This window comes from Streptomyces sp. AK010 (assembly GCF_014207295.1).
Taxonomy (GTDB): domain Bacteria; phylum Actinomycetota; class Actinomycetes; order Streptomycetales; family Streptomycetaceae; genus Streptomyces; species Streptomyces massasporeus.
The window spans coordinates 20,521-46,244 of the sequence record NZ_JACHCX010000035.1 but is presented as its reverse complement, the minus strand read 5'-3'; the positions used below and the strand labels follow the sequence as shown (position 1 = coordinate 46,244).

Below are 25,724 nucleotides of genomic sequence, written 5' to 3'. Positions count from 1 at the left end.
TCAGCCCCCGCATCGTCAAACGCGCCATCTCCAAGTACCAGGCCCGAGGCCCCCACATCGACCGGACCAGCTACAAAGCCACCACCGGCATCGAAGTCCTCGCACCCGCAGGCCCTTGACAACCTCCCCCAACCGCAAACTGAACGGCCTTGGGACTAGTGGTTCGTCCTGTCGAGCAGGAGGGCACGGCCGCGGCCCACCACCCCGAGTACGCCCGCAGCGCGCACGTCGACGTCAAAGGCCTGCGATCGGACAGCGAGTACTACTACCGCTTCCGGGTGGGCGCCTGGATCAGCTCCGTGGGCCGCACCCGCACCGCCCCGGCCCCGGGCAGCGAGGCCGACAGCCCGCGGCTGGCCGCCGTCGCCGACCAGGCCTACCAGGACGGCTACTACCCCGCTTACCGGCATCTGGCGCAGGAAGACGTCGACGTGGTCTTCTTCCTCGGCGACCACCTGTACGAGTACGCCGTCGACTCCGCCGGCGGGGCCCGCCGCTACACCGACCGCAAGCTGCCCGACGTGTTCAACCGCGAGGCGACCACGCTCGCGGACTACCGGATGCGCTACTCGCTCTACAAGAGCGACGCGGACCTCCAGGCCGCGCACGCCCCGCACCCGTCCGTCGTCACCTGGGACGACCACGGGACGGAGAACAACTACGCGGGCGCCTACGACGAGAAAGGCAGCGCCCCGGAGGACTTCCTGGTGCGGCGGGCCGCGGCCTGCCGGGCGTACGGGGAGAACCAGCCGCTGCGCGCCGAGCAGTTGCCGAACGGTCCCGACGCCCGGCCCTACCGGCGGCTGACCTGGGGTTCGCTTGCCCAGTTCGCCATCCTCGACACCCGCCAGTACCGCTCCGACCAGGACTGCAACGACCGGCCGCACGCACCGGGCCCCGAGTCCGACGATCCGGCACGCACCCTCACCGGTGCCGATCAGGAGCGCTGGCCGCTGGACGGCTGGCAGAAGTCGACCGCGCTGTGGCACGTGCTGCCCCAGCAGGTGTGCTTCTTCCCGGCGCAAGTTCGACCTGACCGAACCGGCCCGGGTCTCCATGGACGCCTGGGACGGCTACCGGGCCTCCCGCGGCCGCGTCATGGCGGGCGCGAAGGCCGCGGGCATCTCCAACCTCATGGTCCTCACCGGCGACGTCCACATCGGATACGCCTTCGACATCAAGGAGAACCTCGACGACCCGGCCTCCAAGACGGTCAGCACGGTCTTCACCTGCACCTCCGTCGCCAGTGGCGGCAACGACACAGCGAGCCCGCCGAGTGGGACACGTACATGAAGGCCAACCCCCACATCAAGCAATTCGACGGCCGGCGCGGATAACGTCCGCGTGGACATGGACCGCGAGCTCTCGCAGGTCGACTTCCGGACCGTGCCGGCCACCACGACGCCCGGGGGCGGCATCTCGACGACCGCGCCCTTCGTCACGGAGGTGGGTCCGCCCGGCCTGAAGTCCGCTTGAGGCGTTTGCCGTACTGCACATGGCGCCGCCTGCCCGCACCAAAGCGCGAACCGGGACGGGCCGGGACATCACACCGGGCCGTTCCGGCTAGGCCATGCGTATCGAGACCCGTATCGAACGCTGTGATCGAAGGAGACGCATCGCATGGTCCACAGACATGCCGTGACCGGCCGCCGGGTGGCGCTGGCCGCGCTCGGCGCGCTCGTCGCCACCGGGATCCCGGCCGCCGTGGCGGCCGAGCCGACCCCCGCTGCGGGCCCTCTGCCCTCGGCCGCCCAGACCCTCGGCGCCGACCGGCCGTCGGCCCCGATGCTGCGCGCCTTGGAACGCGACCTCGGGCTGACACCGGCTCAGGCGTCCCGGCGGCTGGTCAGCGAGGCGGAGGCGGGCACCCGGGCGGGGCGTCTGCGCAACGCCCTGGGTGACCGTTTCGCGGGAGCCTGGCTGCGCGGCACGACGTCGCAGGAGCTCATGGTGGCGACCACGGACGCCACGGACGTGCCCGCCATCAAGGCGCAGGGCGCGAAGGCGGCCGTCGTGAGGAAGCCGCTGGCCGACCTGCGGGCAGCCAAGCAGAAGCTGGACGCGGCGGCCGCCCGGGTCAGCACCCGCGAGACGCCCCTGTGGTACGTCGACATCCCGGCCAACCGTGTTGTGGTGGAGGCCGGGAGCAAGGCCGCCGCGGCCGCGTTCGTCAAGGCCGCCGGCCTCGACGGCAAGAGCGTGAGCGTGAAGGTCACGAAGAACCGGCCGCGGCTCATGGAGGATCTCACCGGCGGCGACGCCTACTACATCGACGGCACCGCCCGCTGCTCCGTCGGCTTCTCCGTCACCAAGGGCGAGCAGGAGGGCTTCGCCTCGGCGGGCCACTGCGGCAAGCAGGGCGCCAAGACCACCGGGTACAACCAGGCGGCGCAGGGCACCTTCCAGGCCTCCACCTTCCCCGGCAAGGACATGTCGTGGGTGGCCGTCAGCGACCCGTGGCAGGCCACGCCCAACGTGAAGGGCGAGGGTGGGCAGACGGTGGAGATCACCGGCTCGGTCCAGGCGCTCGTCGGGGCGGCCGTCTGCCGATCGGGCTCCGCCACGGAGTGGCACTGCGGCAAGGTCGAGCAGCACGACACGAGTGTCAGCTACGTCGAGGGCAGGGTGGACGGGCTGACCCGGACGACGGTGTGCGCCGAGCCGGGCGACTCGGGCGGGCCGTACGTCGCGGGCGTCCAGGCGCAGGGCGTGACGTCCGGCGGCTCCGGCGACTGCACGACCGGCGGCACCACGTACTACCAGCCGATCAATACGCTGCTCAGCGATTTCGGCCTCACTCTGAAGACCGCCGAGGCCGAGACCCCGGCGCCGCAGGGCAACGTCGCGCAGACCTGGGCCGCGGGCCGCGTGTACGAGGCCGGGGTCACGGTGACGCACGCGGGTGTGCGCTACCAGTGCCTGCAGACCCACCAGGCCCAGGGCCCCTGGGCGCCCGCCGGCACTCCTGCCCTGTGGCAGCGGGTGTGACGAAGGGTCAGGGCTGTCCGGCGCCGGAGCGGCCTGTGCCGCCGGCGCCGGGCGGGCCCGGTCACTCCCCGGCCAGCAACGCGTACGCGGTGGCGACGAACGGGTCGTGGGCGCCGAAGCGGCGGGTGCAGACGGCGGCCAGTGCCGTGCCGGTGTCGGGGCGGAAACCGAGGAACGCCTGCTGGCCCTGGGGCGCGCCGCTGTGGAAGTACAGCGGTCCGCCGTCGGTGGGGTGACGGAACCAGGCGACGGCGTGCGCGTGCCGGTGCGTCAGGCCTCTGCGGAGCACGGGGCGGCGCACCGTGCGCAGGGCGGGCGCGAGCTCCGGTGGTGCCTCGCCCGGGTACAGATGCGCCTCCAGGAAGGCGAGCAGGTCCTGCGGCGTGGCGCGTACGGCGCCGGCCGCCTGGAAGCCGCTCGCGTGGAAGGGGGGCACGGGTGTCTCGCCGTCCCTGCCGTGCCCGACGGCGTCGAGTCCCGAGTCGTCCGCGCGCAGGGTCGTGCCGTCGAGGCCGAGCGAGCGCAGCACCCGGTCGGTGACGAGGTCCTCCCACGGTGTGCCGGTCGCGGCGGCCAGGGCGTGTCCGAGGACGGCGACGCCGTAGTCGGAGTAGCGCCAGCGGGTGCCGGGCGGTGCCGCTGCCGGTGGCGCAGGCAGGCGTCGACTAAGGGGTCCTTTCACTATGCCCGTCCGGGTCGCGCGGCCTGGCACCGCACCTCGCCGCGTTGCCGAAAAGCCCTAGTAGCTCCGCTACGAGGGCTTCCCGGCGCCTTGCCACGCACGGCACCAGACCACGCGCCCTGATCGGACGCTCATAGTGAAAGGACCCCTGAGAGCGAACGTCGACCGAGCAGAACGTCGACCGAGCACAGGCACCCGCACCGACCCGCGGCGCCGAGCGGGAGGACCGGCACCCCGCCCCCCGGGCGCCGCGCGCGGCGTCGCCGTCCGTTTCGCCACAGACGCGCCGGGCACTCGGCCCGCGTGTCCTCTCACCGACCCGAATCCGCAGGTCCGGCCCCGCGTGCGAGCAGCCGGTCGCCGGTGCGGGCGCTGCGTTTCGACGGCTGGATCGCCGGGATCGGCACGACGTCCGGGGCCCGCGTGGTGCTCGGCCACTGGCCACGTTCGCCGTTCGGGCCCTTCAGTGACGTGATGGTCGAGGAGGCCGACGGACGCCGGCTGCTGCTGGCGCCGACGCGCGAGACGGCCGACTTCGTCGCCGGCACCTATGTCTTCGACGAGGTGCGGGTCGTACCGGTCGAGGTGCGGGTCGCCGACCGCCGCCACTGGACCGTCACCGCCCCGCCGCTCCACCTGCGGTTCGGGACCGGCCGCAGGAGCCTGCCGGGCCTCGCGCTGCGGGCGGTGCCGGGCGCGCTCGCCACCCGCCCGGGCTGGATCGCGCTGTGGGACCGGCCCGCCCGACTGCTGCTGGGAGCACACACCCATGCCAGTGCCCGGACCGGACGGCACCAGTGGTACGGCGCCCGGGATCTGCACCCGGTCACCTCGGCCACCGTCACCTTCGGGGCCGACGACCTCGGTGCTCTCGCCCCGGTCCAGCCTCCGGTGCGCTTCGGATCCGGCTCGACACCCCGCCGTCCCTGCCTCGTACGGGTCACCACGACGGTGACCGTGGGGCAGGACCGGAGTACCACAGGAGCTGCGTCATGACGGAACAGCGAGCGGATTCCCCGGACGCCCGGCGTGCCCCGGCCACCGACATGTCCCTGCTGGGCATCTAACTCAACGACCATCTCGCCGGCGCCACCGCCGGGACCGCGCGGGTGCGCTACCTGCTGCGGTCGTGCGGTGGCACCCCGCTCGCCGACGCGCTGGCCCCGGTGGCCGCCGGGATCGCCGAGGACCGGACGAGTCTGCTGCACATCATGCGGCGCCTGGACGTGCCGGTGCGCCGCTACAAGGTCTACGCGGGCCGCGCCGCCGAGCAGGTGGGGCGGCCGAAGAGCAACGGCAGCCTGGTACGGCGGTCCCCGCTGAGCATGCTGTGGCAGCTGGAGGCGCTGGCGCTGGGAGTGGAGGGCGAGCCGGCGGGCTGGGAGACGCTCCGCGATCTGGCCGCCACGGACATGCGTCTCGACCCGCGACAGCTCGACGACCTCATCGAACGTGCCCGGCGGCAGCACACCACGTTGGAGGGGCTGCGCCACAGGCAGGTCGAGGTCGCCTTCCGCGGAGCCTGAGAGACCGGCCCCGGTTCACCAGAACCTGCTGCTGAGGGCGGGCTGATGGGCCAGTTGCACCGCGTCGCGCAGCCGAAGCGCGACACTGATGGTGGCGCGCAGGGCGGACGGACGGACGGTCTGGGCGGTCTCGGTGGCGAGGACCAGCAGACAGGCCGCCGCCTGCTCGACGACCGAGACGGGCAGGGTGAAGTCGTTGTCGGCGGCCGTGCGGAACGCCTTCAGGGGGATCGCGACGCCGTCGATGGCCCGGTGCGCGGCCTGCTCCAGATGCTGTGCGGCCTGTTCGCACACGGGGGCGGGCAGGGCGATGGTGCGCTGGAACGGTGAGCTTGTCATGACCCCACTGCTTCCCCGGCGAAGGCCGGTTCTGTCGGCCGGCGGCGGGATTTCACCGCCCCGCGTGACCGGCGGGTGGCGAATGTCCGGGGTTCGAAACAGCCCTCGGGGGCGGTGCAACGGGTGCCGGGGGCGAGAGGTCTGCTCCTGCGATCGGCTCGCCGGGCGAACGGCCCGGGGAGCACGGAGAAGTGACCACCACGGGGGTATCGAGAATGTTCCGCAACGCCTCACGCCCGAACCACTGGAGTGTCGTCGCCGTGGGCTGTGTCGCCGCCCTCGGCATCGCGGCCGCCGCGGTTCCGGCCGCCGCCGCGCCGGCCACCGACAGCAACGACCGCTACACCGCGCAGGAGATCCACACGTTCCTGGAGGACTTCTACGGGGAGCACGGCCCCGGCGACTTCGCCCGCACCTACGGCATCTCGCCGCAGCTCAAGGAGAAGGTAGCCGACAACCCGGAGTTCGACGTCCTGCTGTGCGCGCAGAACATCCCGGCGTCCATCGACATCGGCCCGGTCACGACGGCCCAGTCGGCGCGGGTCGGCTGGGCGACGGTCAGCACGTACTGGAACGGCGGCTCCGACAAGGCCGACTTCACCGCGTACGTCGACCTCGACGCCACGCGCCCGATCCAGTTGCTCGACGTGGAGTGCGGGTCCGAGGGCTGAGCAGCCGTCGTCGTACTCTGGGTGCCGGTCGGGCACGGCGCTGAAAGGGAGTACGTATGGCCGCCCGTGCGGAGGTCGTGGCCCGGCACACCGGCCGGGCCGTCAGGGACGAGAGGCCGCTGTCGGGGGCTCTCGCCGAAGTCACCCTCGACGACGGGCGGGCCGTGGTCGTCAAGCGGTCCGACGCGCCGGGGGCGGCGCGGGCCGAGGCGGCGGGGCTGCGCTGGCTGGCCGCCGCGGGAAGTGTGCGGGTGCCGAGGGTGCACGGCCACGAGGAGGGCTGGCTCGTCGTCGAGCGGGTTCCGCAGGGGCGTCCGGGCCCGGAGGCGGCGGTGCGGTTCGGCCGGGACCTCGCCACGCTGCACGCCGCCGGGGCACCCGCGTTCGGCGCGCCCCCGCCGGAGGGGCCGGTGGAGGCGTTCATCGGGCTCGCGCCGATGCGCAACGAGCCCGCGGCCGACTGGCCGCGCTGGTACGCCGAGCAGCGCGTGCTGCCCTATCTGCGACGGGCGGTCGACGAGGGCACCGTGCGAGCCGGCGAGGCGGTCGTCGTGGAGCGTCTGTGCGAGCGGCTTCCGGGGCTGGCGGGGCCCGCGGAGCCGCCCGCGCGGCTGCACGGCGATCTGTGGAGCGGCAACGTGCTGTGGGCGGCCGACGGGCAGGTGTGGCTGATCGACCCGGCCGCGCACGGCGGGCATCGCGAGACCGATCTGGCGATGCTGCGCCTCTTCGGCTGTCCGCATCTGGACCAGGTGCTGGACGGCTACCAGGAGGAGGCACCGCTCGCCGGTGGCTGGACGGAGCGCGTCGGCGTGCACCAGCTGTTTCCGCTGCTGGTGCACGCCGTGCTGTTCGGCCGGGGCTACGCGGAACAGGCCCTCGCGGTGGCCCGTACGGTTCTGGCGGGGTGAGCGGTCAGCGGGTCACGACGTGCCGCGTGTCGGGGACGCAGTGGGTCATGGTGAGGCCCTCGACGTCGCGCGGCTTGTTCCTGCCCAGGTCGGCGAGGCGTTCGCGGTCGTCGTCCGTGAGGTCCTGGCTCGCCAGCGGCTCCAGCGAGGTCACGTCCTCCGGTCCGATGCCGAGCCCTTCCCCGACCCGCAGGCCGAGGTCGTTGTCGACCAGCAGGAAGTGCCAGACCATGCGCTCCTGGATCGCCCGGTCGCACGCTGACAGTTGACCGATGAAGTTCTTCACCAGGTCGTCGCGCTCCCAGTCCTCCAGCAGCTGGTAGCGCTGACCGGCCTGGAGGTAGTCGTTGGTGCGGGGGATGCGCTTGCGGGTCAGCCGGCCGTGGATATCGGGGCCCTGCTCGTCGTGGGTCGGGTAGCGGGCCTCGCGCAGGCCACCGGTGATGGACGGCTCGTAGTTGACCTGGGGGTTCTCGCCTCCGCCGTCCACGTGGTAGGCCATCTGGCCGTCGCGCTGGTTGGTGTGCACCTTCGCGTTCTTGGCCTGGTTGACGGGGAGCTGGAGATAGTTCGGTCCGACCCGGTAGCGCTGGGTGTCGCTGTAGGAGAAGGTACGGCCGACGAGCATCTTGTCGTCGGAGAAGTCCAGGCCGTCGACGAGGACACCGGTGCCGAAGGAGATCTGCTCGTTCTCGGCGAAGAAGTTCTCCGGCATCCGGTCGAGCACCATCCGGCCCACCGGTCGCGGCGGGAAGTCCTGCTCGGGCCAGGTCTTGGTGTCGTCCAGCGGGTCGAAGTCGAGCTCGGGGTGGTCGTGGTCGTCCATCATCTGGACGAGCAATTCCCATTCCGGATGGTCACCGCGGGCGACGGCCTCGTACAGGTCCTTGGTGGCGTGGCCGAGGGTGTCGGCCTGGACGTTGGCCGCGTCCTCCTCGGTCATGCTGCGCACACCCTGCTTGGGCATCCAGTGGTACTTGACCAGCTTGGTCTCGCCCTGGGCGTTCACCCATTTGTACGTGTTGACGCCGAAGCCCTGCATGTGGCGGTAGTCGGCGGGGATGCCGCGCGGGCTGAACAGGTTGACCAGCATGTGCATGGCCTCGGGCGTCTGCGACATGAAGTCGAAGATGCGGCCCGGCCGCTGCTCGAAGGTCACCGGGTCCGGCTTGAGGGCGTGGATGACGTCCGGGAACTTGATGGCGTCGCGGATGAAGAAGACGCCCAGGTTGTTGCCGACCAGGTCCCAGTTGCCGTCCTCGGTGTAGAACTTCACGGCGAAACCACGCGGGTCGCGGGCGGCCTCCGAGGAGTCGCGGCCGCCGATCACGGTGGAGAAGCGGACGGCGACGTCCGTGCGCTTGCCCCGCTCCTGGAACAGCTTGGCCCGGGTGTAGCGGCTGATCGGCTCGTCGCCCCAGGTGCCGTAGGCCTCGAAGTGGCCGTAGGCCAGGACGCCGCGGGCGTGCACGACGCGTTCAGGGATGCGTTCCCGGTCGAAGTGGCTGATCTTCTCGAGGAACTGGTAGTTCTCCAGCGTGGCCGGGCCGCGGGCGCCGACGGTGCGCTGGTTCTGGTTGTCGTGGACCGGATGGCCCTGGCGGTTGGTGAGTACCTCGCGGTCGTCGCCCGGTGCGGGGCCGGTGCCGGATACATCCGTCATGTGTGGGGGCTCCTTCGGCTCGGGGCCGCGGCCGGCCGGGCGCCGCCGCGAGCGGCGCCCGGCCGGTCCCGGCGGGACGGGCCGGGTACCCGAAGAGGCGGAGTCACTCACGTGCCACGGATTTCGTCGGACGGCGGTGCCCTCCCCCGAGCCGGGGACGGCACCGTCGCTACGCTCCGTCACACCTGGGGCCTGCCGGAATGGTCAGGGCGTGAACCGGGGCACCGGTGGCGCGGGCCGCTCCTCGCAGAAGGACCGGACCTCCGCGAGGAGGGCCGGATGGTCCTCGCCGTAGGTGACTACGGCCGCGTAGACGGCGTCGAGAGCCGCCGAGCGGGTCGGGGTCGGCGGCGGGCACGGCGGGCAGGGCCATGTGCGGCTGCGAGATGCGGAGGGACGGGTCCGGGCGGCCGACGGTGAGCATCGCGACGAGCGGGCTCGAGACGGGGTCCGACGGCGGCGGGTCCTGCCCCTCCTTGTCGGGCGGCGACGGGTCGCGCGGCTCCTCGTCCGGCAGCGACGGGTCGCGCGGTCCGGCGGCGACGGGTCGCGCGGCTCCTCGAAGGCCGCCGCGAGGCCCACCACGAACGGTGCCGCCGTCTGGAACAGCCCGGACGTGAGCGCGGAGTCGGCGGACTCGGAGGGCGGCCGTTCGGGCGGGACGGCCCGGCCGACGGTGCGGTCCGGGACGTCCGGGTCGGAGGCGAGGGCGTGCCACATGCGGGCGTCGTCGTCGAAGGGCGGGGGCAGCGGGAGGTCTTCGGCCAGGGCCGTGAGCGCGTGGGCGACCCGGCCGAGGGCGGTGAGTCCGGCCGCCTCGCAGGCCCGGCGGGCGGCGAACCGGGCCACCGCGCGCTGGGCGGCGGGGCCCCGGCGTCGATGGCGTGGAGCAGGGCGGGGTCGAAGTCGCGCAGCCCGCTGACGTGGCCGCCGACCGTGTGCAGCGCGTCACTCGGCAGGCGTCCGCCCCACTGCCGGCGTTCGAGGGCGAGTTGTTGCTCCCGCTCCTCCGTCTTTCGCGCGAGGCGCTCCCGGCGTGCGGTTTCGGCACGCTCGGCAGGGGTGGGAGGGGGTGGCGGCGTCCGGGCGTAGCGGTGCCAGTAGGCGGCGGTCCGCGAGGTCTCCTTCAGGACGCGGTCCGGCTCGGGCGGGGCGGGCCAGAACTGCAGGAGGTACGCCCGTCACGTGCAGCACCCACCCCGGCACGGCGCCGTGCCGGTCGGTCAGACTCCCACGCACCACCAACTCCCCTCCTCTGTATGGCAATTCAGACACTTGCCTCGGATGCCCACAGACACCGATCACTTTCGGAACGAAGTGGCACTCCACCGTGCGAGACCGGTCGATGACGGTGTGTACTGTGCTGCGGGTGGCTCGCCAGAGCCCCTCGGACCCAGCCCTGCCCGACTCCCTCCTGGAATCGACTCGATGATCGAAGTACCGGACCTGGCCGTCGGCGCCCTCGCCCTCGGCACACTGTCCGCGTTCGCCCTCGGCGGCGGGCTGCTGCGCTCACGACGGCACCTGGCCGCGCAGCGCGCCAAGACGGCCGCGCTGCGGGCGCAACTCGACGGCACCTCACGGACGTTCACTTCCGAGGTCGAGCATCTGGCGGCGCGGCGGCTGCCCGCCGCGGCCCGGCAGGCCGCCCATTCCCACGTCACCGTGCCGGGCCCGCTGAACCCGCAACTGGCCGGTTCGCCCCTGGGTTTCGCCCTGGACCAGGTCCTGAACGGGCTGCACGCCGAGTTGGCCGCGCAGCGCACCCGGATCGACGCCGCGGCACAGGCCGGGATGCGCGGGGCCACCCGGGAGATCCAGGCGGCCCTGTACCGGCTGCAGGACGCCCTGCGCGGACTGCAACAGCGCTACGACGATCCCGAGTTGGCGCAGACGCTGTTCGAGCTCGACCACGAGAACGAGCAGTCGCTGCGGCGCGCGCAGATCGCCGCCGTGGTGTGCGGGGCCTGGGTGGGGCTCGCCCGGGAGGAATCCCACCTGGTGGACGCGGTCACGGGTGGCCAGGCCCGGCTCGCGGGCTACCGGCGCGTCCGGGTCGCCAACCACCTGGACTCCGGTACGGCCCTGGTCTCCCACGCCGTCGAGCCGGTCGCCATCATCGTCGCCGAGCTCCTCGACAACGCGCTGCGGCACTCCGCGCCCGACACGGACGTCGTGGTCAATCTCGAGGCGGTCCACCACGGTGTCTGTGTCACCGTCGACGACGCCGGTCTGGGTATGACGCAGGACGAGCGGGCCCGGGCCCAGCGGATGGTCGCCGGTTCGGATCCGATCCTGCTGACCGAGCTCGGTGATCCGCCGCGCATGGGGCTCGCGGCCATCGGCCAGCTGACCCGGCAGTTCGATCTGTCCGTGGACGTGTCGTCCCCGTCGCCGTACGGCGGGGTGCGGGCGGTGCTGCGGGTCGACAGTCACCTGCTGACGCGCATCGACCCCGAGGAACTGCCCCCGGCGGCCAGCGCCCCGCGTTCGACCCGTAAGGCGGTGGTGCGGGGCTCGGGAAGCGGTTCCGGCACACCGAGGGGTGCGGGCGCCGCCCTGCCCGGGACGCCCCCCGCGCCCCGGCCCGTCCCCGCCACCCCAGCGCACGAGCCCGAATCCGTCGCCCCGCCGCACGAGCCCGAATCCGCCCCGGCCACCGAGTCCGACGGCTCCCGGCCGGCCGCCGAGCCCGGGAGTCCCGAACCGCCCCCCACCGCCGCCACCGCCACCGCGAGCCAGGAGCACGATCACGGCTACGGCTCGGAGCAGGACGCCGGCGACGACACCCCGGTCCCCGGTCACCACGGCCCGCGGGAGAGCGGCGGCCTCCCTCAGCGGCGTCGCCGCGGCCGCGCCACGAACTCCAGCGGCACCGCCGCGGCCGAGCCCGCGGCATCTGCCCGTCCCGCGGCCGAAGCGGCACCACAGCGCCGTCCCCGCCGCCCCGAGGAGTCCGCCGCCGCCCTCGGCGCCCTCCAGTCCGGCACCGCCGCGGCGCGTACCGCCGCCGGGCCGAACACCACAGCCGTCCCAGCCGTATCTGACGGTGCGCCGGCCGCGACCACGGCCGACGGGGCGTGCGAGGACACCGACAGCAACGACCACGAAGGGGGAACGGCTCGATGACCAGCCGCGCAGCGGGGGACACGGCATGGGTGCTCGAACCGGTCCTGGAGGTGCCGCACGTCGTGGCCGCCGTCCTGCTCACCCGGGACGGGCTCGTCACCGGCTACACCGACGCGCTGTCGCGGCCGTCGGCCGAGCGGGTCGCGGCCATCACCAGCACCGTGCAGGGTGCCTGCCGTACCGCGGCGGCCGCGTTCGCCGACACCGACCGGGCCGACATCCGGCAGGTCGTCATCGAGTCGGACCACGGCTATGTGCTCATCGTGCCGACGGACCACGGCACCTGCGTCGCCGCCTACGGTGACCCCGAGGTGCGGCTCGACCTGCTCGCCCACCGGGTGCACTCGCAGGTGGCACGGCTGGGCGAGAAGGCCATGGCCGCCGGGCCCCGGGGTGCCGACGGCGACACGCCGGCATGACCGGCCGCCGAGGCGGCCGTCCCCTGGTTCCCGCGTACCTGTCGACCGGCGGGGTGGCGCGGCCCAGCCGTGCCCATCTGGAGCGGCTGTCGGTACTCACCGGCAGCGGTGAGCAGGCCCCCGCGGAACTGCCCGCCGCCCAGGCGGCCCTGCTGGAGGAGCTGGAGTACGGGTCGCTGACGGTGCAGGAGGCCGCGGCCCTGCTGCGGCTGCCGGTCTCCGCGGTGCTCGTGCTGGCCGCCGACCTCCTCGACCGCGACCTGGTACTGGCCCGCGCGCCGATCCCGCCCGCCCGCCGATTCGACCCCGACCTGCTGAAGAGAGTGGCCGATGGCCTCCGCGACCTCAAGCACCGTTGACGACCTTCCCGGCGCCACGGACATCCACCTTCCCGACACCGCCCGGGACTTGGTGAAGATCCTGGTCACCGGGCCGTTCGGGGTGGGCAAGACCACCCTGATCCGCTCGGTCTCCGAGATCCGCCCGCTGCACACGGAGGAGCAGCTCACCGAGGCGTCCGCGCAGGTCGACGATCTCGCCGGCGTACGGGACAAGTCGACCACCACGGTCGCCATCGACTTCGGCCGGATCAGCCTGCCGGGCGACGTCGTGCTGTACCTGTTCGGCACGCCCGGCCAGGAGCGGTTCCGGTCCCTGTGGGACGACATCGCCTACGGGGCGCTCGGCGCGCTCGTCCTGGTGGACGCCCGCCGGATCGACGCCTCGTTCGACGTGCTGGGGCTGGTGGAGGAGACCGGGCTGCCGTACGCCGTCGCCTTCAACACCTTCCCGGACGCACCCCGCCACCACACGCCCGAGCAGTTGCGCGCCGCCCTCGACCTGGAGCCCACGACCCCGATGGTGACCTGCGACGCGCGGGAGGCGAACTCCTCGATCGACGCCCTGCTCGCGCTGGTGCAGCACCTGATCGACCACCACCCCCCGGAGCCCCGGTGACCCACCCGTCCCCCGCCGAGCATGCCTTCTCCCTCGCGGCGCCCGTCCGCCTGTGGGAGGACGGATTCGCCCGCGACCCCCACCCCTACTACGCCGCCCTGCGCGCCCACGGCCCGGTCGGCTGGGCGGAACTCGCCCCCGGTGTCCCGGCGTACGTCGTCACCGACCGGCGGGCGGCGCTGGAGCTGCTGCACGACACGGAGACGTTCTCGCACGATCCCCGGCCGTGGGAGGCGACCGTCCCCGACGACTCGCCGGTGCTCGGCATGATGCGCTGGCGGCCCAACACCCTGTTCGCGGACGGGGGCGCCCACCTGCGCTACCGCACCTCGCTGATCGACGCCTTCGACCTGGTGGAACCGCACGATCTGCGGGCCAGGGTGCACCGGGCGGTGCACCTGCTGGTGAGCCGGATCGGGCCGCGCGGCGAGGCCGACCTGGTGGGCGACTTCACCCGGCCGCTGATGGCGCTGGTGTTCAACAGCCTGTTCGGGCTGCCGGACAGCGCGAGCGAGCGGCTCGACGCCGCGCTGGGCAAACTGATCGAGGGCGGTGCCCAGGCCGCCCGGGGCGAGGCCGAGTTCGGCGGTTACGTGCTGGAGCTCATCGCCGCCAAGAGCGAGCAGCGGGGCGACGACCTGCCGAGCTGGCTGCTGGACCATCCGGCGGGGCTGACCCCCGAGGAGGTCACCTGGCAGGTGTTCCTCACCCTCGGCGCGGGGCACGAGCCGACGGCCAACCTGGTGTCCAACGCGCTCTCCCGGATCCTCGGCAACCCGGCCTACTACTCGACGCTGACCAGCGGCGCCCGCCCCGTGACGGACGCGGTGCTGGAGGTCCTGCACCACGAGACGCCGCTCGCCAACTACGGCATCCACTACGCCCGTACGCCCGTCACCTTCCACGGCGTGTGGATCAGGGCCGCGGTGCCGGTGGTGATCTCCTACGGGGCGCTCGCGCAGGCCGCCGAGCAGGAGCGCGGCACGGACCGCCACCCGTCCGACGCCTCTCACCTGTCCTGGTCGGCGGGCCCGCACGCCTGTCCGGTCAAGCAGCACACGCTGCTCATCGCCACCGAGGCGATCGAACGGCTCACCCAGTGGCTGCCCGACCTCGAACCCGTGCTGCCCCGCGAGCGCCTGACGTGGCGGCCCGGTCCGTTCCACCGCTCTCTGACGGCGCTGCCCGTCCGTTTCAGCCCCCGCTCCCCCGACCAGCCAGGAGGACGACCGTGACCGTCACCGACCGCATCGCTCTGGACCCGTTCGGCGCCGACATCGCCGCCGAGAGCGCCCGGCTGCGCGCCCTCGGGCCGATCGTGCCCGTGGAGCTGCCCGGCGGCATCCCCGCCTGGGCGCCCACGCGCTACGGCACGCTGAAGGAGCTCATCCTCGACCCCCGGGTCAGCAGGGACCCGCGGCTGCACTGGCGGCTGTGGCCCGAGATCGGCGAACATCCCTCCTGGGGCTGGATCCTCGGCTGGGTCGGCGTGGTCAACATGCTCTCCACCTACGGCCCGGACCACACCCGGCTGCGCAAGCTGGTCGCTCCCAGCTTCACGCACCGGCGCACCGAGGCGATGCGGCCCCGGGTGGAGGCGATCACGTCGGAGCTGCTGGCCGCGCTGGAGGCGGCCGACGGCGAGGTCGTGGACGTGAAGGCGGGCCTCGCCCATCCGCTGCCGATGCGGATGATCTGTGAACTGATGGGTGTGCCGGACGCGTTGTGGGAGGACACCGGCCGGCTCATCGCGGCCATCATGGACACCTCCGATCCGAGCCCGGAGCACGCGGCGTCCGTGCAGCGGCAGATCGGGACGGTGCTGCCCGCGCTGATCGCCCACCGGGCCGAGCACCCCGGGGACGACATCACGACCGAGCTGATCCGGGTCCGCGACGAGGACGGCGACCGGCTGAGCGACGAGGAGCTGCTGTACACGCTGCTGCTGGTGATCGGCGCCGGGTTCGAGACCACCGTGAACCTCATCGGCAACGCGGTCGTGGCCCTGCTGCGCCATCCCGAGCAGCTGGCCGCCGTTCGCGCCGGGAAGATCGGCTGGGACGCCGTCGTGGACGAGACACTGCGCGCCCACCCGTCGATCGCGTCGCTGCCGCTGCGGTTCGCCGTCACCGACCTCACCGTCGGGGACGTCACGATCCCGGCGGGCGACGCCATCATCACCACCTACGCCGCCGCAGGTCTCGACCCCGAGCACTACGGGCAGGACGCCGACCGGTTCGACGCCGCGCGCGCCGCCGACGACCATCTGTCGTTCGGGATCGGCGTCCACCGCTGCATCGGGGCACCACTGGCCCGGCTGGAGGCCCTCACCGCGCTGCCCGCGCTGTTAGAACGGTTCCCCGGCCTGCGCCTGGCCGAGGGGGACGGGGGCCTGCGGCAGGTGCCGTCGTTCATCGCGTTCGGCTGGCAGGAGATCCCGGTGCGGCTGCGGGGCTGACGCCACCGGGGGCACGCCGCCTCACAGGGCGGCGCACGGGAGCGCGACCGGTCCCCCGTTCCGGTCGTGCCCCCGCGGTAGTTGAACTTACGTCCATGGCCGAGCCCTTGTGAACCGTGTCGATGCCCGCTACACGCTCAGCAGGGCTCACCCGTGCACAGCCGAGTCCGGATGGCCCGGTTTCGTCCCGCCCGGACCGGGCCGACCGATTGCCCGAGAGGCAAAACAGCCTCACCCGGGACGATGGAAATCCGGCACGTCGAGGTCACCCACGGCCAGGTGGGCCAGCACGACCTCGTAGAGATCGGTGCCCGCGGCGAGCAACTGGCGCTCCAGGACGGGTTCGGCGCTGCGGACGTGTTCGCGCACGGTCTGGGCGTGCACACCGAGGGCCTGCGCGGCCCGCTCGGCGTTTCCGCCGGCGGCGATCCAGGTGCGCAGCGTCCGGCGCGGGTTCCTGATGTCGGCGTCCAGCCGGCTCAGCAGGTCCTGCGCCCAGGTGCGGACGCCAGGGCCGGACAGCAGGTCGGCGAGCCGCAGCCCCGGGTCGTCGGTGCCGTCGTCGGGCCGGGCGTCAGGCAGGCCGATCTGGGTGTTGAGCGCCAGGTGGACGACCGCCCGGACCGTGAGGTCGGCGAAGTCCGTGCCGAGCAGCGTCTCGACGCGTTCCATACGGGCGCGGACGGTGTTGCGGCTGACTCCGAGGACCTTGGCGGCGTTGACGGCGGTGAACTCCAGGCCGAGCCGGTTGGTGGCGAGGAGTTCGGCGCGGGTGTGGTGCGGCAGAGTGTCGAGCGGGCGCAGCACCCGGGACGTCCAGCCGCGCAGCGCCACCGGGTCCATGAGGCGCTCGGGGTGGGTGCGCTCGGCGTAGACGGCCGTCTTGTCGGGCCGGAAGTGCGCGACGGCCAGGGCGCTGACGGCCTGCCCGTAGGCGGTGGCGGTCCGGGCGAGGCTCTGCCGGACGCTGCCGCCGAGGAAGAGGTCCGGATGCCGTCCCACCAGGGACCGCAGGGCGTCCCCCGTGGCCTCCCGGGGGCTGACGACGATCACGTGCCCGTCCATGGCGGGGCAGCGCACGACCAGGGCGTCCTCCCGGGTGCTGTCCAGGCACTCCTCGGCGACGCGGTCGCGTTCGGCGGGAGCGGACTCGACGACGTACACGCACGCCGTCTCGGCGTCGAGCAGGCCGGGCCAGAGTCCGGCGGCGACGCGGCGGGCGGCGATGGTGTCCTCGACCATCAGCAGTTGCAGGATCGCCAGACGCAGGTCGGCGGTGGCCCGGCGCAGCCGCTGCCCCGCCGCGGTCGACTCGCCCGCCGCCAGGAGCAGTTCGATCACCTGGGCGGTGTGCGTGACGACCTCGGAGGCCCGCCGGTCGAAGGGGTCCTGCCGGGAGACGGCCAGCACGCAGGTGTGGGACGGGTGCTCCACCCCGACCAGACGCAGGTGGCGCTCCCGGCTCTCCCAGGCAGCGGAGGCGAGCCGGCCGGCGGTGATGTCCGTGACCAAGTCCTCGTCCAGGGGCAGCCGGTGTCCGGCGACGAGGTTCCCGGCGGCGTCCTGCAAGGCCACGGTCGCGCCCACGGTGCCGGCGAGCCAGGCGACGACCCTGCGGACGTCGCGCCCCGCCGGCCGCAGATGCTCGAGCAGTTCCTCCGCCCATGCCGGATCCGTGCCGGCCTGCGTCTCCCGCTGCCGGTTGTCGTCCTCTCGGCCTGTCACCTCGGCCTTCCCCTCGCTCCTCGCACCGCCTCCGGCGCACCGGTCGGGGACGTTACCTCACGTCCCTGAGGCCCTCGCCCCGACCGGACGCGCGGACCGGGGGGGTCCCGCTTCCCCGGGCCCGGCCCCCCTCCTGCGCCGCCGACCCGCACCGGCGGCATAAGCTCGGCGGATGGCGAAGTACTACGACGTGCACCCCGACAACCCCCAGCCCCGCACCATCGGCCAGATCGCCGACAGCATCCGTGCCGACGCTCTTGTCGCCTACCCGACGGACTCCTGCTACGCACTGGGCTGCCGCCTCGGGAGCCGGGACGGCATCGACCGGATCCGTACGATCCGCAAGCTGGACGACCGGCATCACTTCACCCTGGTGTGCCAGGACTTCGCGCAGCTCGGCCAGTTCGTGCGGATCGACAACGACGTGTTCCGCGCGATCAAGGCGTCGACGCCCGGCAGCTACACGTTCATCCTGCCCGCGACGAAGGAGGTGCCGCGCATGCTGCAGCACCCCAGGAAGAAGACGGTCGGCGTGCGCATCCCCGACCATGTCGTCACCCAGGCCCTGCTCGCGGAGCTCGGCGAGCCGCTGCTGTCCAGCACCCTGCTGCTGCCCGGCGAGGAGGAGCCGATGACGCAGGGCTGGGAGATCAAGGACCTGCTCGACCACGTGCTGGACGGGGTGGTCGACTCCGGTGACTGCGGTACCGAACCGACGACGGTCGTCGACTTCTCCGGCGGAGAGGCCGAGATCGTGCGGTACGGCGCGGGGGACGCCTCACGGTTCGAGTAGACGGTAAAGCGGGAACCAAGGGTCGTTCATAGTTGAACCACGTGCCGGGGGTGGGCGAAATGCCCCCGGAACGGGCGTGCCACGATGAGCGTGATCCGCCCGGTCACGCACGCGGACGGGTTCCTGGCCCCCACCCCCGCAGAGAGGCAACCCAGCCATGACCGCCGTACAGGGAACCGCCGTCGACATCCCCACCGCGGACGGCACCGCCGACGCGTATCTGGCCCACCCCGACGACGGGGCCGCCCACCCGGCGGTCCTGGTCTTCATGGACGCCTTCGGACTGCGCCCGCAACTGCGGTCCATGGCCGACCGGCTGGCCGCCGAGGGCTACACGGTGCTGGTGCCGAACCTGTTCCACCGGCACGGTCGCGCCCCGCTGTTCGACCTGCCCGAGTTCATCGACCCGGGGGCCCGCCCGGAGATATTCGAGCGCATCGTCCCGGTCATGCAGACCCTGACGCCCGACCTGGCGATGCGGGACGCCGGCGCGTATCTGGGCTGGCTGGACGGGCACCCGGCCGTGGCCGACGGCCCGGTCGCGCTGACCGGCTACTGCATGGGCGCCCGCCTCTCGCTGTTCACCGCCGGCACCTACCCGGAGCGGGTCGCCGCCGCGGCCGGATTCCACGGCGGGCGGCTGGCCACGGACACCCCGGACAGCCCTCACCTGGTGGCCGGCAAGGTCACCGCCGAGCTGTACTTCGGCCACGCCGACCAGGACCCCTCCCTGCCCGAGGAGCAGATCGAGCGCCTGGAGGACGCCCTGACGGCCGCCGGCGTCCGCCACCGGTGCGAGGTGTACACGGGCGCGCCCCACGGTTTCACGCAGGCCGACACCGCGTCGTACCACCAGGAGGGCGACGAGCGGCACTGGTCGGTGCTGCTCGACCTGCTGAAGCGCACATTCTGACGCCAATCGACCGCTTGGGAACGCGCGTTGACGGCCTACCGACGGTAAGGGCTTGCTTTCCCGTGATCCGAGCGCGTAGACCTTGCTGAAAACCAGCCAGGACTCTGGGGGGAGTTGGCTCATGGACGGCACGGTCGACGGGTTCCGCTACGGTGCGGTGACCCCGGTGGCGGCCTATCTGATGGCCTGTTTGGGAGGGGCGCTGGGGCTGCGGTGCATCGTGCGCTCGCTGCTCGACGCGCAGTCCTGGAAGGCGGGATGGCTGGCGTTAGGCGCCGCCTCCATCGGATGCGGCATCTGGACGATGCACTTCATCGCCATGATCGGCTTCCATGTGGAGGAGACCCGGATCCGGTACGACGCGGCCACGACGGTGCTCAGTCTCGTCGTGGCCGTCGTCGTGGTGGGCGTCGGCGTGTTCATCGTCGGTCACCGCGGCACGGGCGGCGTCACGCTGGCGGCCGCCGGCGCGATCACCGGACTGGGCGTGGCGGGCATGCACTACCTGGGCATGGCGGCGATGCGGCTGAACGGCGAGGTCGGCTACGACCCGGTCGGTGTCGCGCTGTCCGTACTGATCGCCATCGGCGCCGCGACCGCCGCACTGTGGTCGGCCGTCACCATCCGCGGCTTCCTGACGAGCCTCGGGGCGAGCCTGGTGATGGGCGTGGCGGTGTCCGGGATGCACTACACGGGCATGGCCGCCGTCAGCGTCCATGTGCACGACTCGACCGGCGGGACATGGGCGGGCGACTCACCCACCTCCCTGCTGCTGCCGATGCTGCTGGGACCGGTGGTCTTCCTGCTGCTGGCCGGGGTCGTGGTGATGTTCGATCCCCTGCTGGTGCTGGGCGAGCGGTCGCCGGCGCCCCGGCCGCACGCTCCTGCCGCCGACTCGCCGGCCCCGAAACGCCCTTCATGGCGCGCGTCGGCCTCATCCACGCGCAAGTGGTGAGCTGCCCGCCTGCGGACCGGGCCTGAATCGATTGTTACGGTGCACCGGTGTCTGACTCCTCACGCGATACCGCCGAAGGCGCCGGCTGGGGTACCAGCGAACGGGGCGCGTACCGGCGGTTGATGCCGCCGAAGGCCGAGAAGATCTCCTGGCTGGATCCGAAGATGCTGTGGGTCGCGCGCAACGGCGTGCTGGCCTCGTGGTTCGGGGATCCGACGGGCCGGACGCGCAGCCGGTGGGTGGCTCAGCGGGCGGCTTCCGGCGCACCGGCCGACAAGGTGATCCGCCGCGACGACCCGGACCGGTTCTCGTTCCTGGTGATCGGCGACACCGGTGAGGGCGACGACCCGCAGTACGCCGTCGTGCCGGGCTTTCTGAAGACCGGTCAGGACACCCGGTTCGCCGTGCTGGCCAGCGACGTGATCTACCCGGTGGGCAGCGCGGACGACTACGACACCAAGTTCTTCCGCCCGTACCAGGACTACCGGGCGCCGATCTACGCGATACCCGGCAACCACGACTGGTACGAGGACCTCGGCGGCTTCATGCGCGTCTTCTGCGACGACGCCCCGCCCCCGCCGCCCGAGCCCCGGCCGCGCCCGCTCACCCGGGCCTGGCTGCGCTCACTGCTGTGGCACCGGCCGCGCCCGGAGGCGGGGCAACACCTCGCCGAGGCACGCAAGTTGCGCTCCGCCCCCGAGCAACAGGCCGTCCAGCCGGGCCCGTACTGGGCGATCGACGCCGGTCCGGTGCGGATCATCGGCATCGACACGGGTCTGCTCGGCACCCTCGACGCCGAGCAGGGCGCCTGGCTGCGCGAAATCTCCCGGGGCCCCCGCCCGAAGATCCTCGTCACCGGCTCACCCCTGTACGTGGACGGCCGGCGCCAGCCCTGCGCCATCGAAGGGGGCGGCACCGTCGACGACATCGTCCGCGACCCGGACCACCACTACGTGGCGGCGATCGGCGGCGACATCCACAACTACCAGCGCTACCCGGTGCGGCTGGACGACGGGCGCACGCTCCAGTACGTGGTCGCGGGCGGGGGCGGCGCGTTCATGCACGCCACCCACACCATCCCCCGGGTCAACGTCGCGGGCGTCACCGAGCAGGACTTCCGCTGCTACCCGCTGCGCGGCGACTCCCTGGCCTTCTACAGCCGCCTCTACGGCCGGCGGCTGCGGTTGCGCCGCTTCCTCACGCTCACCGAGGCCGAGGCGACGGCCGTGATCGCCGAGCGCCTCGGCATCAAGCCCACCCGCGCCCCGGGCGCCCCGACCCGTATCACCCGGCGCGTCCGCCTGGTCGCCGGACTGCTCGGCACCGGCCGCCGCCCCGACAAGGCCAGGCGCTTCCGGCTGCCGGTGCGGAAGATCTACACGTCTCTGTTCTCGCCGAGCTCGGCGACGTACAGTCCGCCGTTCTTCAAGTGCTTCCTGCGTCTGGACGTCTCCCCGGAGGCGGTCCGGCTGCGCTGCCACGCCGCCACCGGCAACCGCGCCCAGGAAGTCGCCCCGCCGGTCGAGGACGAGGTGACGATCCCGCTGCGCTGACCGGGCGGAACGGGAACAGCACGGGCCGCCGCCGGGTTGGCACCTCCGCAGGCCGTTGAAGGTTCCGTGCTGGAGGACTCGTGCCGCCGACCCCACGACCGCTGCGCAAGCTGGGTTTCCTGACCATCGGGCTGTTCGACGAGGCCGATCCGCGCCGGGGCCACGAGCCGACGCTGGAGATCATCGAGCTCGGGGAGCGGCTCGGCTTCGACAGCGCGTGGGCGCGCCACCGGCACCTGCAATACGGCATCTCCTCCCCCGTCGCCGTCCTGTCCGCCGCCTCCCAGCGCACCCGCCGCATCGAACTCGGCACGGCGGTCATCCCGCCCGGCTGGGAGAACCCGCTGCGGCTGGCGGAGGACCTGGCCACGGTCGACCTGCTGTCCGGGGGCCGGCTCAACCCAGGCGTGAGCGTGGGCCCGCCGATGCACTTCGACCAGGTCAAGGGGGCGCTCTACCCGGACACGGCCGACGCCGAGGACTTCGGCTACGGGCGGGTGGAGCGGCTGCTGGACTTCGTGCGGGGCGAGGCGGCGACGGACTCCAGCGGGGTCGAGGGCTTCGATGCCTTCTCCGACCGGGTGCAGCCGCACTCCCTGGGCCTGGGCCGCCGCCTCTGGTACGGCGGCGGCAGCCTGCGGTCGGCCCGGTGGGCCGGTGAGCACGGCATGAACCTCCTCACCAGCAGTGTCGTCAAGGCCGAAGAGCCCGAGGTCCCCTACGACTTCGCGGAGATCCAGCTCGCCCAGATCCGAGCCTTCCGCGCCGCCCACCCCGACGGCGAGGCCGCCCGGGTCTCGCAGGGCCTGGTCGTCATCCCCACGGACTCCGCCTCGCCCGAGCAGCGCGCACGCTACGAGGCCCACGCCGACCGGCGCACCCCCCGGACGGCCTCGCCCCAGGGTCCGGGACGGCTGCTCTTCGCACCGGACCTCGTGGGCGCGTCGGCGCAGATCGCCGAACGACTGCACGCGCACGCCGCGTTCCGGGAGGTGGACGAGGTGGCGTTCGCGCTGCCCTTCACCTTCGAGCACGAGGACCACGAACAGATCCTCACCGACATGGCGACCAGGCTGGGCCCGGCCCTGGGGTGGCAACCGGGCACGTAGACCTGCAGACCGGGCACTCAGACCTCCCCCGGGTCACCAGTGGCCCGGGCTGCTCCCCGTGATCGGCTCCGACGCCGTGCCGTCCACCCCCACGGGCACGTCCCCCGCGAGCATCACCCGGTGCATGATGCGCGGATGGTCGAGCCGGGACGTGTCGCCCGGGGCCAGATGCATGGTGGCGCGGTTGTCCCAGAACGCCACGCAGCCCGGCTCCCAGCGGAAGCGGACCGTGTACTCGGGCCGGACCGCCTGCTCCAGCAGCATCTCCAGGATCGCGGCGCTCTCGGGCCGGGAGAGGCCGGCGATCTGCTCGACGTAGTAGCCGTTGACGTACAGGATCCGCTCCCCCGTCTCCGGGTGGACGCGCACCAGGGGGTGCAGGGAGGCGACCTGACGGTCGAGCAGGTGGCGGACGTACGCGTCGTCGCCGGGACGCGGCTGGTAGCCGACGCCGAGACGGTGCTCGGCCCGCAGCCCGTCGACGAACCGCCGCAGCGGCGCGGAGAGCCCGGCGTACGCCGCCGCCAGGTTCGACCAGGTGGTGTCGCCGCCGTAGGGCGGTACGGTCTCGGCGCGCAGGATCGTCGCGGCGGGCGGGTCGACGCGGGCGCCGTGGTCGCAGTGCCAGCCGCGCAGCAGGGTGTGACGGCGGCGCCGCAGCCACTCGTCGTGCTCCATGCCGAACCGCCCGCCCAGCTCCAGCCGGTCGGCGGTCGTCTCGATCCCGGGGAAGTCCGGGGGCGAGGCCTTGCCGCGCCGGGGCAGCTCCACGATCGCGCCGAACCGGCGCGCGAACGCCACGTGCCCGGCGTGGTCCAGCCGTTGCCCCCGGAAGAAGACCACCTTCCACCGCAGCACCGCCGCCCGGATCGCGGCGATCACGGCGTCGTCGAGATCCCCGGCCAGATCGACCCCGCCGATCTCGGCCCCGATGTACCCGGCGGCCGGTTTCACCTCCAACCCGGCCTCGCGCGCCGCCTCGTCCGTCATCCCGCTGTCCGTCGTCATGAGCGCTCCGCTGGTCGTGGGCGTGGTCCGGCCTTTCCGAAGATCGTGACAGTGATCTCCGCGGAGGGCGACCAGGTCGCGAGAGGAGTGCTCGCTGCCCCAAGGGATTCCGGTGCCAACTGGGCATGCTCCGGCGGGAGGTGACGCCCTACCGGCTCGGACGCGCGGGCCGGGCGGGAAAACCCGTCCCGCGCCGGCCCACCCGCCCCACACTGACCGGCCCCGCACCCCGGCCCCGCCTACACCCTGAACTCGCGGATCACGGTGTTCCGGAACACCGCCTTCCCCTCGACCGTGAAGAGCGCGATCCCCGTGTCGACCAGGTAGGGGAAGGCCGCCGACGAGTGCACGTACCGGCCGTCGTCCACGAACATCTCCACGGAGGTGCGGTCGACCAGGATGCGCAGCCGCACCGCCCGCCGGCCCGGGTCGAAGGGGCTGTGGCTCTCCTGCCACCGGCCCGTCATGTCGGGCGACACGGTGGGGCGGCGGTTGAGGTAGGCGTAGTCGCGGTGGACACCCGCGTCGATGTGCCGGACGCCGTCCGGGGAGCGCCGCAGCTGCACCCCCGCACCCGTGAGCTGGTCCCAGGTGATCTCGCAGGTCAGTTCATAGGCGGTGCCCCGGTAGTCGAGCAGGCGCGTGCCCTCGACCTCCAGGTCGCCCAGCGTCACCGTGCGGGAGACGTACCCGTCGAGCGCGGCGACCGGCCGGGACGCCAGGAAGTACCTGCCGTCGCCCCCGCGCTTCAGCGTGATCTCGCGGACGATCGAGTCGGTGCCGTTGAAGCCGTCGCTGTCGATCGTGGGCGTGATGTGGGCGTAGTCCCAGTTGTTCAGCCACCCGATGGCATAGCGGGTCCCCTCGTCGAGGGTGCCGTCGGTGCCGCGCTTGTCGAAGGTGACCGCCCCGTACCAGTCCCAGCCGTGGTCGAGCCACTGGGGATCGGTCGTGTCGGCGGTGAAGGCGGTGCCGTCGAAGGAGCCCGTCCAGTACGCGTACGTATGGGGCAGCCCTGCCCCCTTGCCGTTGGCGCTCACCCCGAGCACCCACGTCGGCGTGCCGTCCCCGGCGCGGATCCGGAACAGGTCGGGGCACTCCAGCACGCCGATGCCGCCCCGGACGAAACCGCTCACGTACGTCCAGGACTTGAGGTCGGCGGAGTGGTAGAAGCCGACCTTGTCGTTCTCGGCCAGGGTCATCACCCACCGGTCGCGTTCCTCGTCGCGGATCACCTTCGGGTCGCGGAAGTCGCGCACGCCGGGGTTGGGCAGCACCGGGTCGGTGCCGTGCGGGGTGAAGGTGCGGCCGCCGTCGGTGGAGTAGTACAGGTACTGGGCCTGGTCGGCGGGACCGTCGTGCGGTGACATCGTGGCCAGCACGACGACGGCGCCCGCCCCGAAGCCGGCCGTGTCGTGCGTGTCCACCACCGCCGACCCCGACCAGACGTCGCCGCCCGGCGTGGTCTCCTTGGGCACGGCGATCCCCCGGTCCGTGAAGGAGACCAGGTCGGTGCTGGTGGCCAGGCGCCAGGCGGTGCCGATCTCACCGGCGAGGTAGTCGGCGTTGTGCAGGTAGTAGTAGTGATAGCTGCCGTCGATCCAGACAGGCCTCTGCGGGTCGTTCTTCCACTGCTCGGGGACGGTGAAGTGGTACCCGGCGCGGTAGCTCGCGCGGGCCGCCCGGGGCCCGGCTACCGCCGGACCCGCCGTCGGCAGCAGAGCGCCGGCCGCGCCCACGGCCGACCCGGCGAACAGAGCTCTCCTGGTCATCCCGCGCATCACACACCTCGTCCTTTTCCTCGGAAACTGCGGCTCATGGGATCAGGACTTTCGGACCTAACTCGTTAAAGGTCAAGCACTCGCACGCCTTGACAGGGTCCTTCCGCGCTCACATCATCTGGGGCATCAACCCACGGCTAACAC

21 protein-coding genes and 3 pseudogenes are annotated in these 25,724 nt (G+C 72.7%); 17 read left to right on the top strand and 7 right to left on the bottom strand.

The window, feature by feature from the left end:
- Positions 1 to 170: 170 nt before the first annotated feature.
- Positions 171 to 1,476: pseudogene (locus tag HDC93_RS36300) on the top strand (alkaline phosphatase D family protein); the annotation flags it as partial.
- A 144-nt stretch (positions 1,477 to 1,620) separates the two neighbouring features.
- A complete protein-coding gene (locus tag HDC93_RS36295; protein WP_185015037.1) occupies positions 1,621 to 2,988 on the top strand; it encodes an alpha-lytic protease prodomain-containing protein in 1,368 nt (455 codons plus the stop codon).
- 61 nt (positions 2,989 to 3,049) lie between these two features.
- On the opposite strand, the pseudogene HDC93_RS36290 reads toward HDC93_RS36295, so the two are convergent.
- A pseudogene (locus HDC93_RS36290) lies at positions 3,050 to 3,657 on the bottom strand (serine hydrolase domain-containing protein); the annotation flags it as partial.
- Positions 3,658 to 4,033: 376 nt separating this feature from the next.
- Here HDC93_RS36290 and HDC93_RS36285 point away from each other — a divergent pair.
- Both HDC93_RS36285 and HDC93_RS36280 read left to right on the top strand, forming a co-directional pair.
- A complete protein-coding gene (locus tag HDC93_RS36285) occupies positions 4,034 to 4,666 on the top strand; it encodes a hypothetical protein (protein ID WP_185015035.1) in 633 nt (210 codons plus the stop codon).
- Positions 4,663 to 5,196 (top strand): annotated as a pseudogene (locus HDC93_RS36280) (hypothetical protein). The gene HDC93_RS36285 and the pseudogene HDC93_RS36280 overlap by 4 nt, the downstream one beginning before the upstream one ends.
- 15 nt (positions 5,197 to 5,211) lie before the next feature.
- Here HDC93_RS36280 and HDC93_RS36275 read toward each other — a convergent pair.
- Positions 5,212 to 5,535 carry a hypothetical protein gene (locus HDC93_RS36275; protein ID WP_185015034.1) on the bottom strand — a complete coding sequence of 108 codons (324 nt, stop codon included), beginning with the start codon at positions 5,533 to 5,535 and terminating at the stop codon, positions 5,212 to 5,214.
- Between the two features lie 215 nt (positions 5,536 to 5,750).
- On the opposite strand from HDC93_RS36275, the gene HDC93_RS36270 reads away from it, so the two are divergent.
- Together HDC93_RS36270 and HDC93_RS36265 are read left to right on the top strand one after the other, a co-directional pair.
- Positions 5,751 to 6,206 carry a hypothetical protein gene (locus HDC93_RS36270; RefSeq protein ID WP_185015041.1) on the top strand — a complete coding sequence of 152 codons (456 nt, stop codon included), beginning with the start codon at positions 5,751 to 5,753 and terminating at the stop codon, positions 6,204 to 6,206.
- 56 nt (positions 6,207 to 6,262) lie between these two features.
- Entirely contained in the window at positions 6,263 to 7,117 is an 855-nt protein-coding gene (locus HDC93_RS36265) for a fructosamine kinase family protein (RefSeq protein WP_185015033.1), read from the top strand.
- 4 nt (positions 7,118 to 7,121) lie between these two features.
- On the opposite strand, the gene HDC93_RS36260 is transcribed toward HDC93_RS36265, so the two are convergent.
- Together HDC93_RS36260 and HDC93_RS39080 are read right to left on the bottom strand one after the other, a co-directional pair.
- Complete coding sequence (locus HDC93_RS36260; RefSeq protein WP_185015032.1) at positions 7,122 to 8,780, bottom strand: catalase; 1,659 nt, start codon at positions 8,778 to 8,780, stop codon at positions 7,122 to 7,124.
- A gap of 204 nt (positions 8,781 to 8,984) precedes the next feature.
- Entirely contained in the window at positions 8,985 to 9,629 is a 645-nt protein-coding gene (locus HDC93_RS39080) for a hypothetical protein (protein WP_260419972.1), read from the bottom strand.
- A gap of 579 nt (positions 9,630 to 10,208) precedes the next feature.
- On the opposite strand from HDC93_RS39080, the gene HDC93_RS36250 reads away from it, so the two are divergent.
- The 6 genes from HDC93_RS36250 to HDC93_RS36225 are packed head-to-tail and all read left to right on the top strand — an operon-like array spanning position 10,209 to position 15,743.
- Positions 10,209 to 11,909 carry an ATP-binding protein gene (locus tag HDC93_RS36250; protein WP_185015031.1) on the top strand — a complete coding sequence of 567 codons (1,701 nt, stop codon included), beginning with the start codon at positions 10,209 to 10,211 and terminating at the stop codon, positions 11,907 to 11,909.
- Positions 11,906 to 12,328: a roadblock/LC7 domain-containing protein gene (locus tag HDC93_RS36245; protein ID WP_142166142.1), complete on the top strand. Its 423-nt coding sequence runs from the start codon at positions 11,906 to 11,908 to the stop codon at positions 12,326 to 12,328. The genes HDC93_RS36250 and HDC93_RS36245 overlap by 4 nt, the downstream gene beginning before the upstream one ends.
- Positions 12,325 to 12,687 (top strand): DUF742 domain-containing protein, encoded by a 363-nt coding sequence (locus HDC93_RS36240; RefSeq protein WP_185015030.1) that lies wholly within the window; start codon positions 12,325 to 12,327, stop codon positions 12,685 to 12,687. Before HDC93_RS36245 ends, HDC93_RS36240 begins: the two co-directional genes overlap by 4 nt.
- A complete protein-coding gene (locus tag HDC93_RS36235) occupies positions 12,659 to 13,285 on the top strand; it encodes an ATP/GTP-binding protein (RefSeq protein WP_185015029.1) in 627 nt (208 codons plus the stop codon). Before HDC93_RS36240 ends, HDC93_RS36235 begins: the two co-directional genes overlap by 29 nt.
- Complete coding sequence (locus HDC93_RS36230) at positions 13,282 to 14,520, top strand: cytochrome P450 (RefSeq protein ID WP_185015028.1); 1,239 nt, start codon at positions 13,282 to 13,284, stop codon at positions 14,518 to 14,520. The genes HDC93_RS36235 and HDC93_RS36230 overlap by 4 nt, the downstream gene beginning before the upstream one ends.
- Positions 14,517 to 15,743 carry a cytochrome P450 gene (locus tag HDC93_RS36225; RefSeq protein WP_185015027.1) on the top strand — a complete coding sequence of 409 codons (1,227 nt, stop codon included), beginning with the start codon at positions 14,517 to 14,519 and terminating at the stop codon, positions 15,741 to 15,743. The genes HDC93_RS36230 and HDC93_RS36225 overlap by 4 nt, the downstream gene beginning before the upstream one ends.
- A gap of 231 nt (positions 15,744 to 15,974) precedes the next feature.
- On the opposite strand, the gene HDC93_RS36220 is transcribed toward HDC93_RS36225, so the two are convergent.
- On the bottom strand, positions 15,975 to 17,468 hold the full coding sequence (locus HDC93_RS36220; RefSeq protein WP_185015026.1) for a helix-turn-helix domain-containing protein: 1,494 nt from the start codon (positions 17,466 to 17,468) through the stop codon (positions 15,975 to 15,977).
- Positions 17,469 to 17,640: 172 nt separating this feature from the next.
- On the opposite strand from HDC93_RS36220, the gene HDC93_RS36215 reads away from it, so the two are divergent.
- From HDC93_RS36215 to HDC93_RS36195, 5 genes are all read left to right on the top strand, one after another.
- Positions 17,641 to 18,261 carry an L-threonylcarbamoyladenylate synthase gene (locus HDC93_RS36215; protein ID WP_185015025.1) on the top strand — a complete coding sequence of 207 codons (621 nt, stop codon included), beginning with the start codon at positions 17,641 to 17,643 and terminating at the stop codon, positions 18,259 to 18,261.
- Between the two features lie 157 nt (positions 18,262 to 18,418).
- Positions 18,419 to 19,174, top strand: a complete 756-nt coding sequence (locus tag HDC93_RS36210) for a dienelactone hydrolase family protein (RefSeq protein WP_185015024.1) — start codon at positions 18,419 to 18,421, stop codon at positions 19,172 to 19,174.
- Between the two features lie 121 nt (positions 19,175 to 19,295).
- Positions 19,296 to 20,129 (top strand): MHYT domain-containing protein, encoded by an 834-nt coding sequence (locus HDC93_RS36205; protein ID WP_185015023.1) that lies wholly within the window; start codon positions 19,296 to 19,298, stop codon positions 20,127 to 20,129.
- Positions 20,130 to 20,176: 47 nt separating this feature from the next.
- Positions 20,177 to 21,682 (top strand): metallophosphoesterase, encoded by a 1,506-nt coding sequence (locus HDC93_RS36200; RefSeq protein WP_185015022.1) that lies wholly within the window; start codon positions 20,177 to 20,179, stop codon positions 21,680 to 21,682.
- A gap of 80 nt (positions 21,683 to 21,762) precedes the next feature.
- Entirely contained in the window at positions 21,763 to 22,791 is a 1,029-nt protein-coding gene (locus HDC93_RS36195) for an LLM class flavin-dependent oxidoreductase (RefSeq protein WP_185015021.1), read from the top strand.
- A 33-nt stretch (positions 22,792 to 22,824) separates the two neighbouring features.
- Here the strand turns inward: HDC93_RS36195 and HDC93_RS36190 are convergent, their stop codons facing one another.
- On the bottom strand, positions 22,825 to 23,799 hold the full coding sequence (locus HDC93_RS36190; protein WP_185015020.1) for a TauD/TfdA family dioxygenase: 975 nt from the start codon (positions 23,797 to 23,799) through the stop codon (positions 22,825 to 22,827).
- 239 nt (positions 23,800 to 24,038) lie between these two features.
- Entirely contained in the window at positions 24,039 to 25,580 is a 1,542-nt protein-coding gene (locus HDC93_RS36185) for a glycoside hydrolase family 32 protein (protein WP_185015019.1), read from the bottom strand.
- Between the last annotated feature and the right edge of the window lie 144 nt (positions 25,581 to 25,724).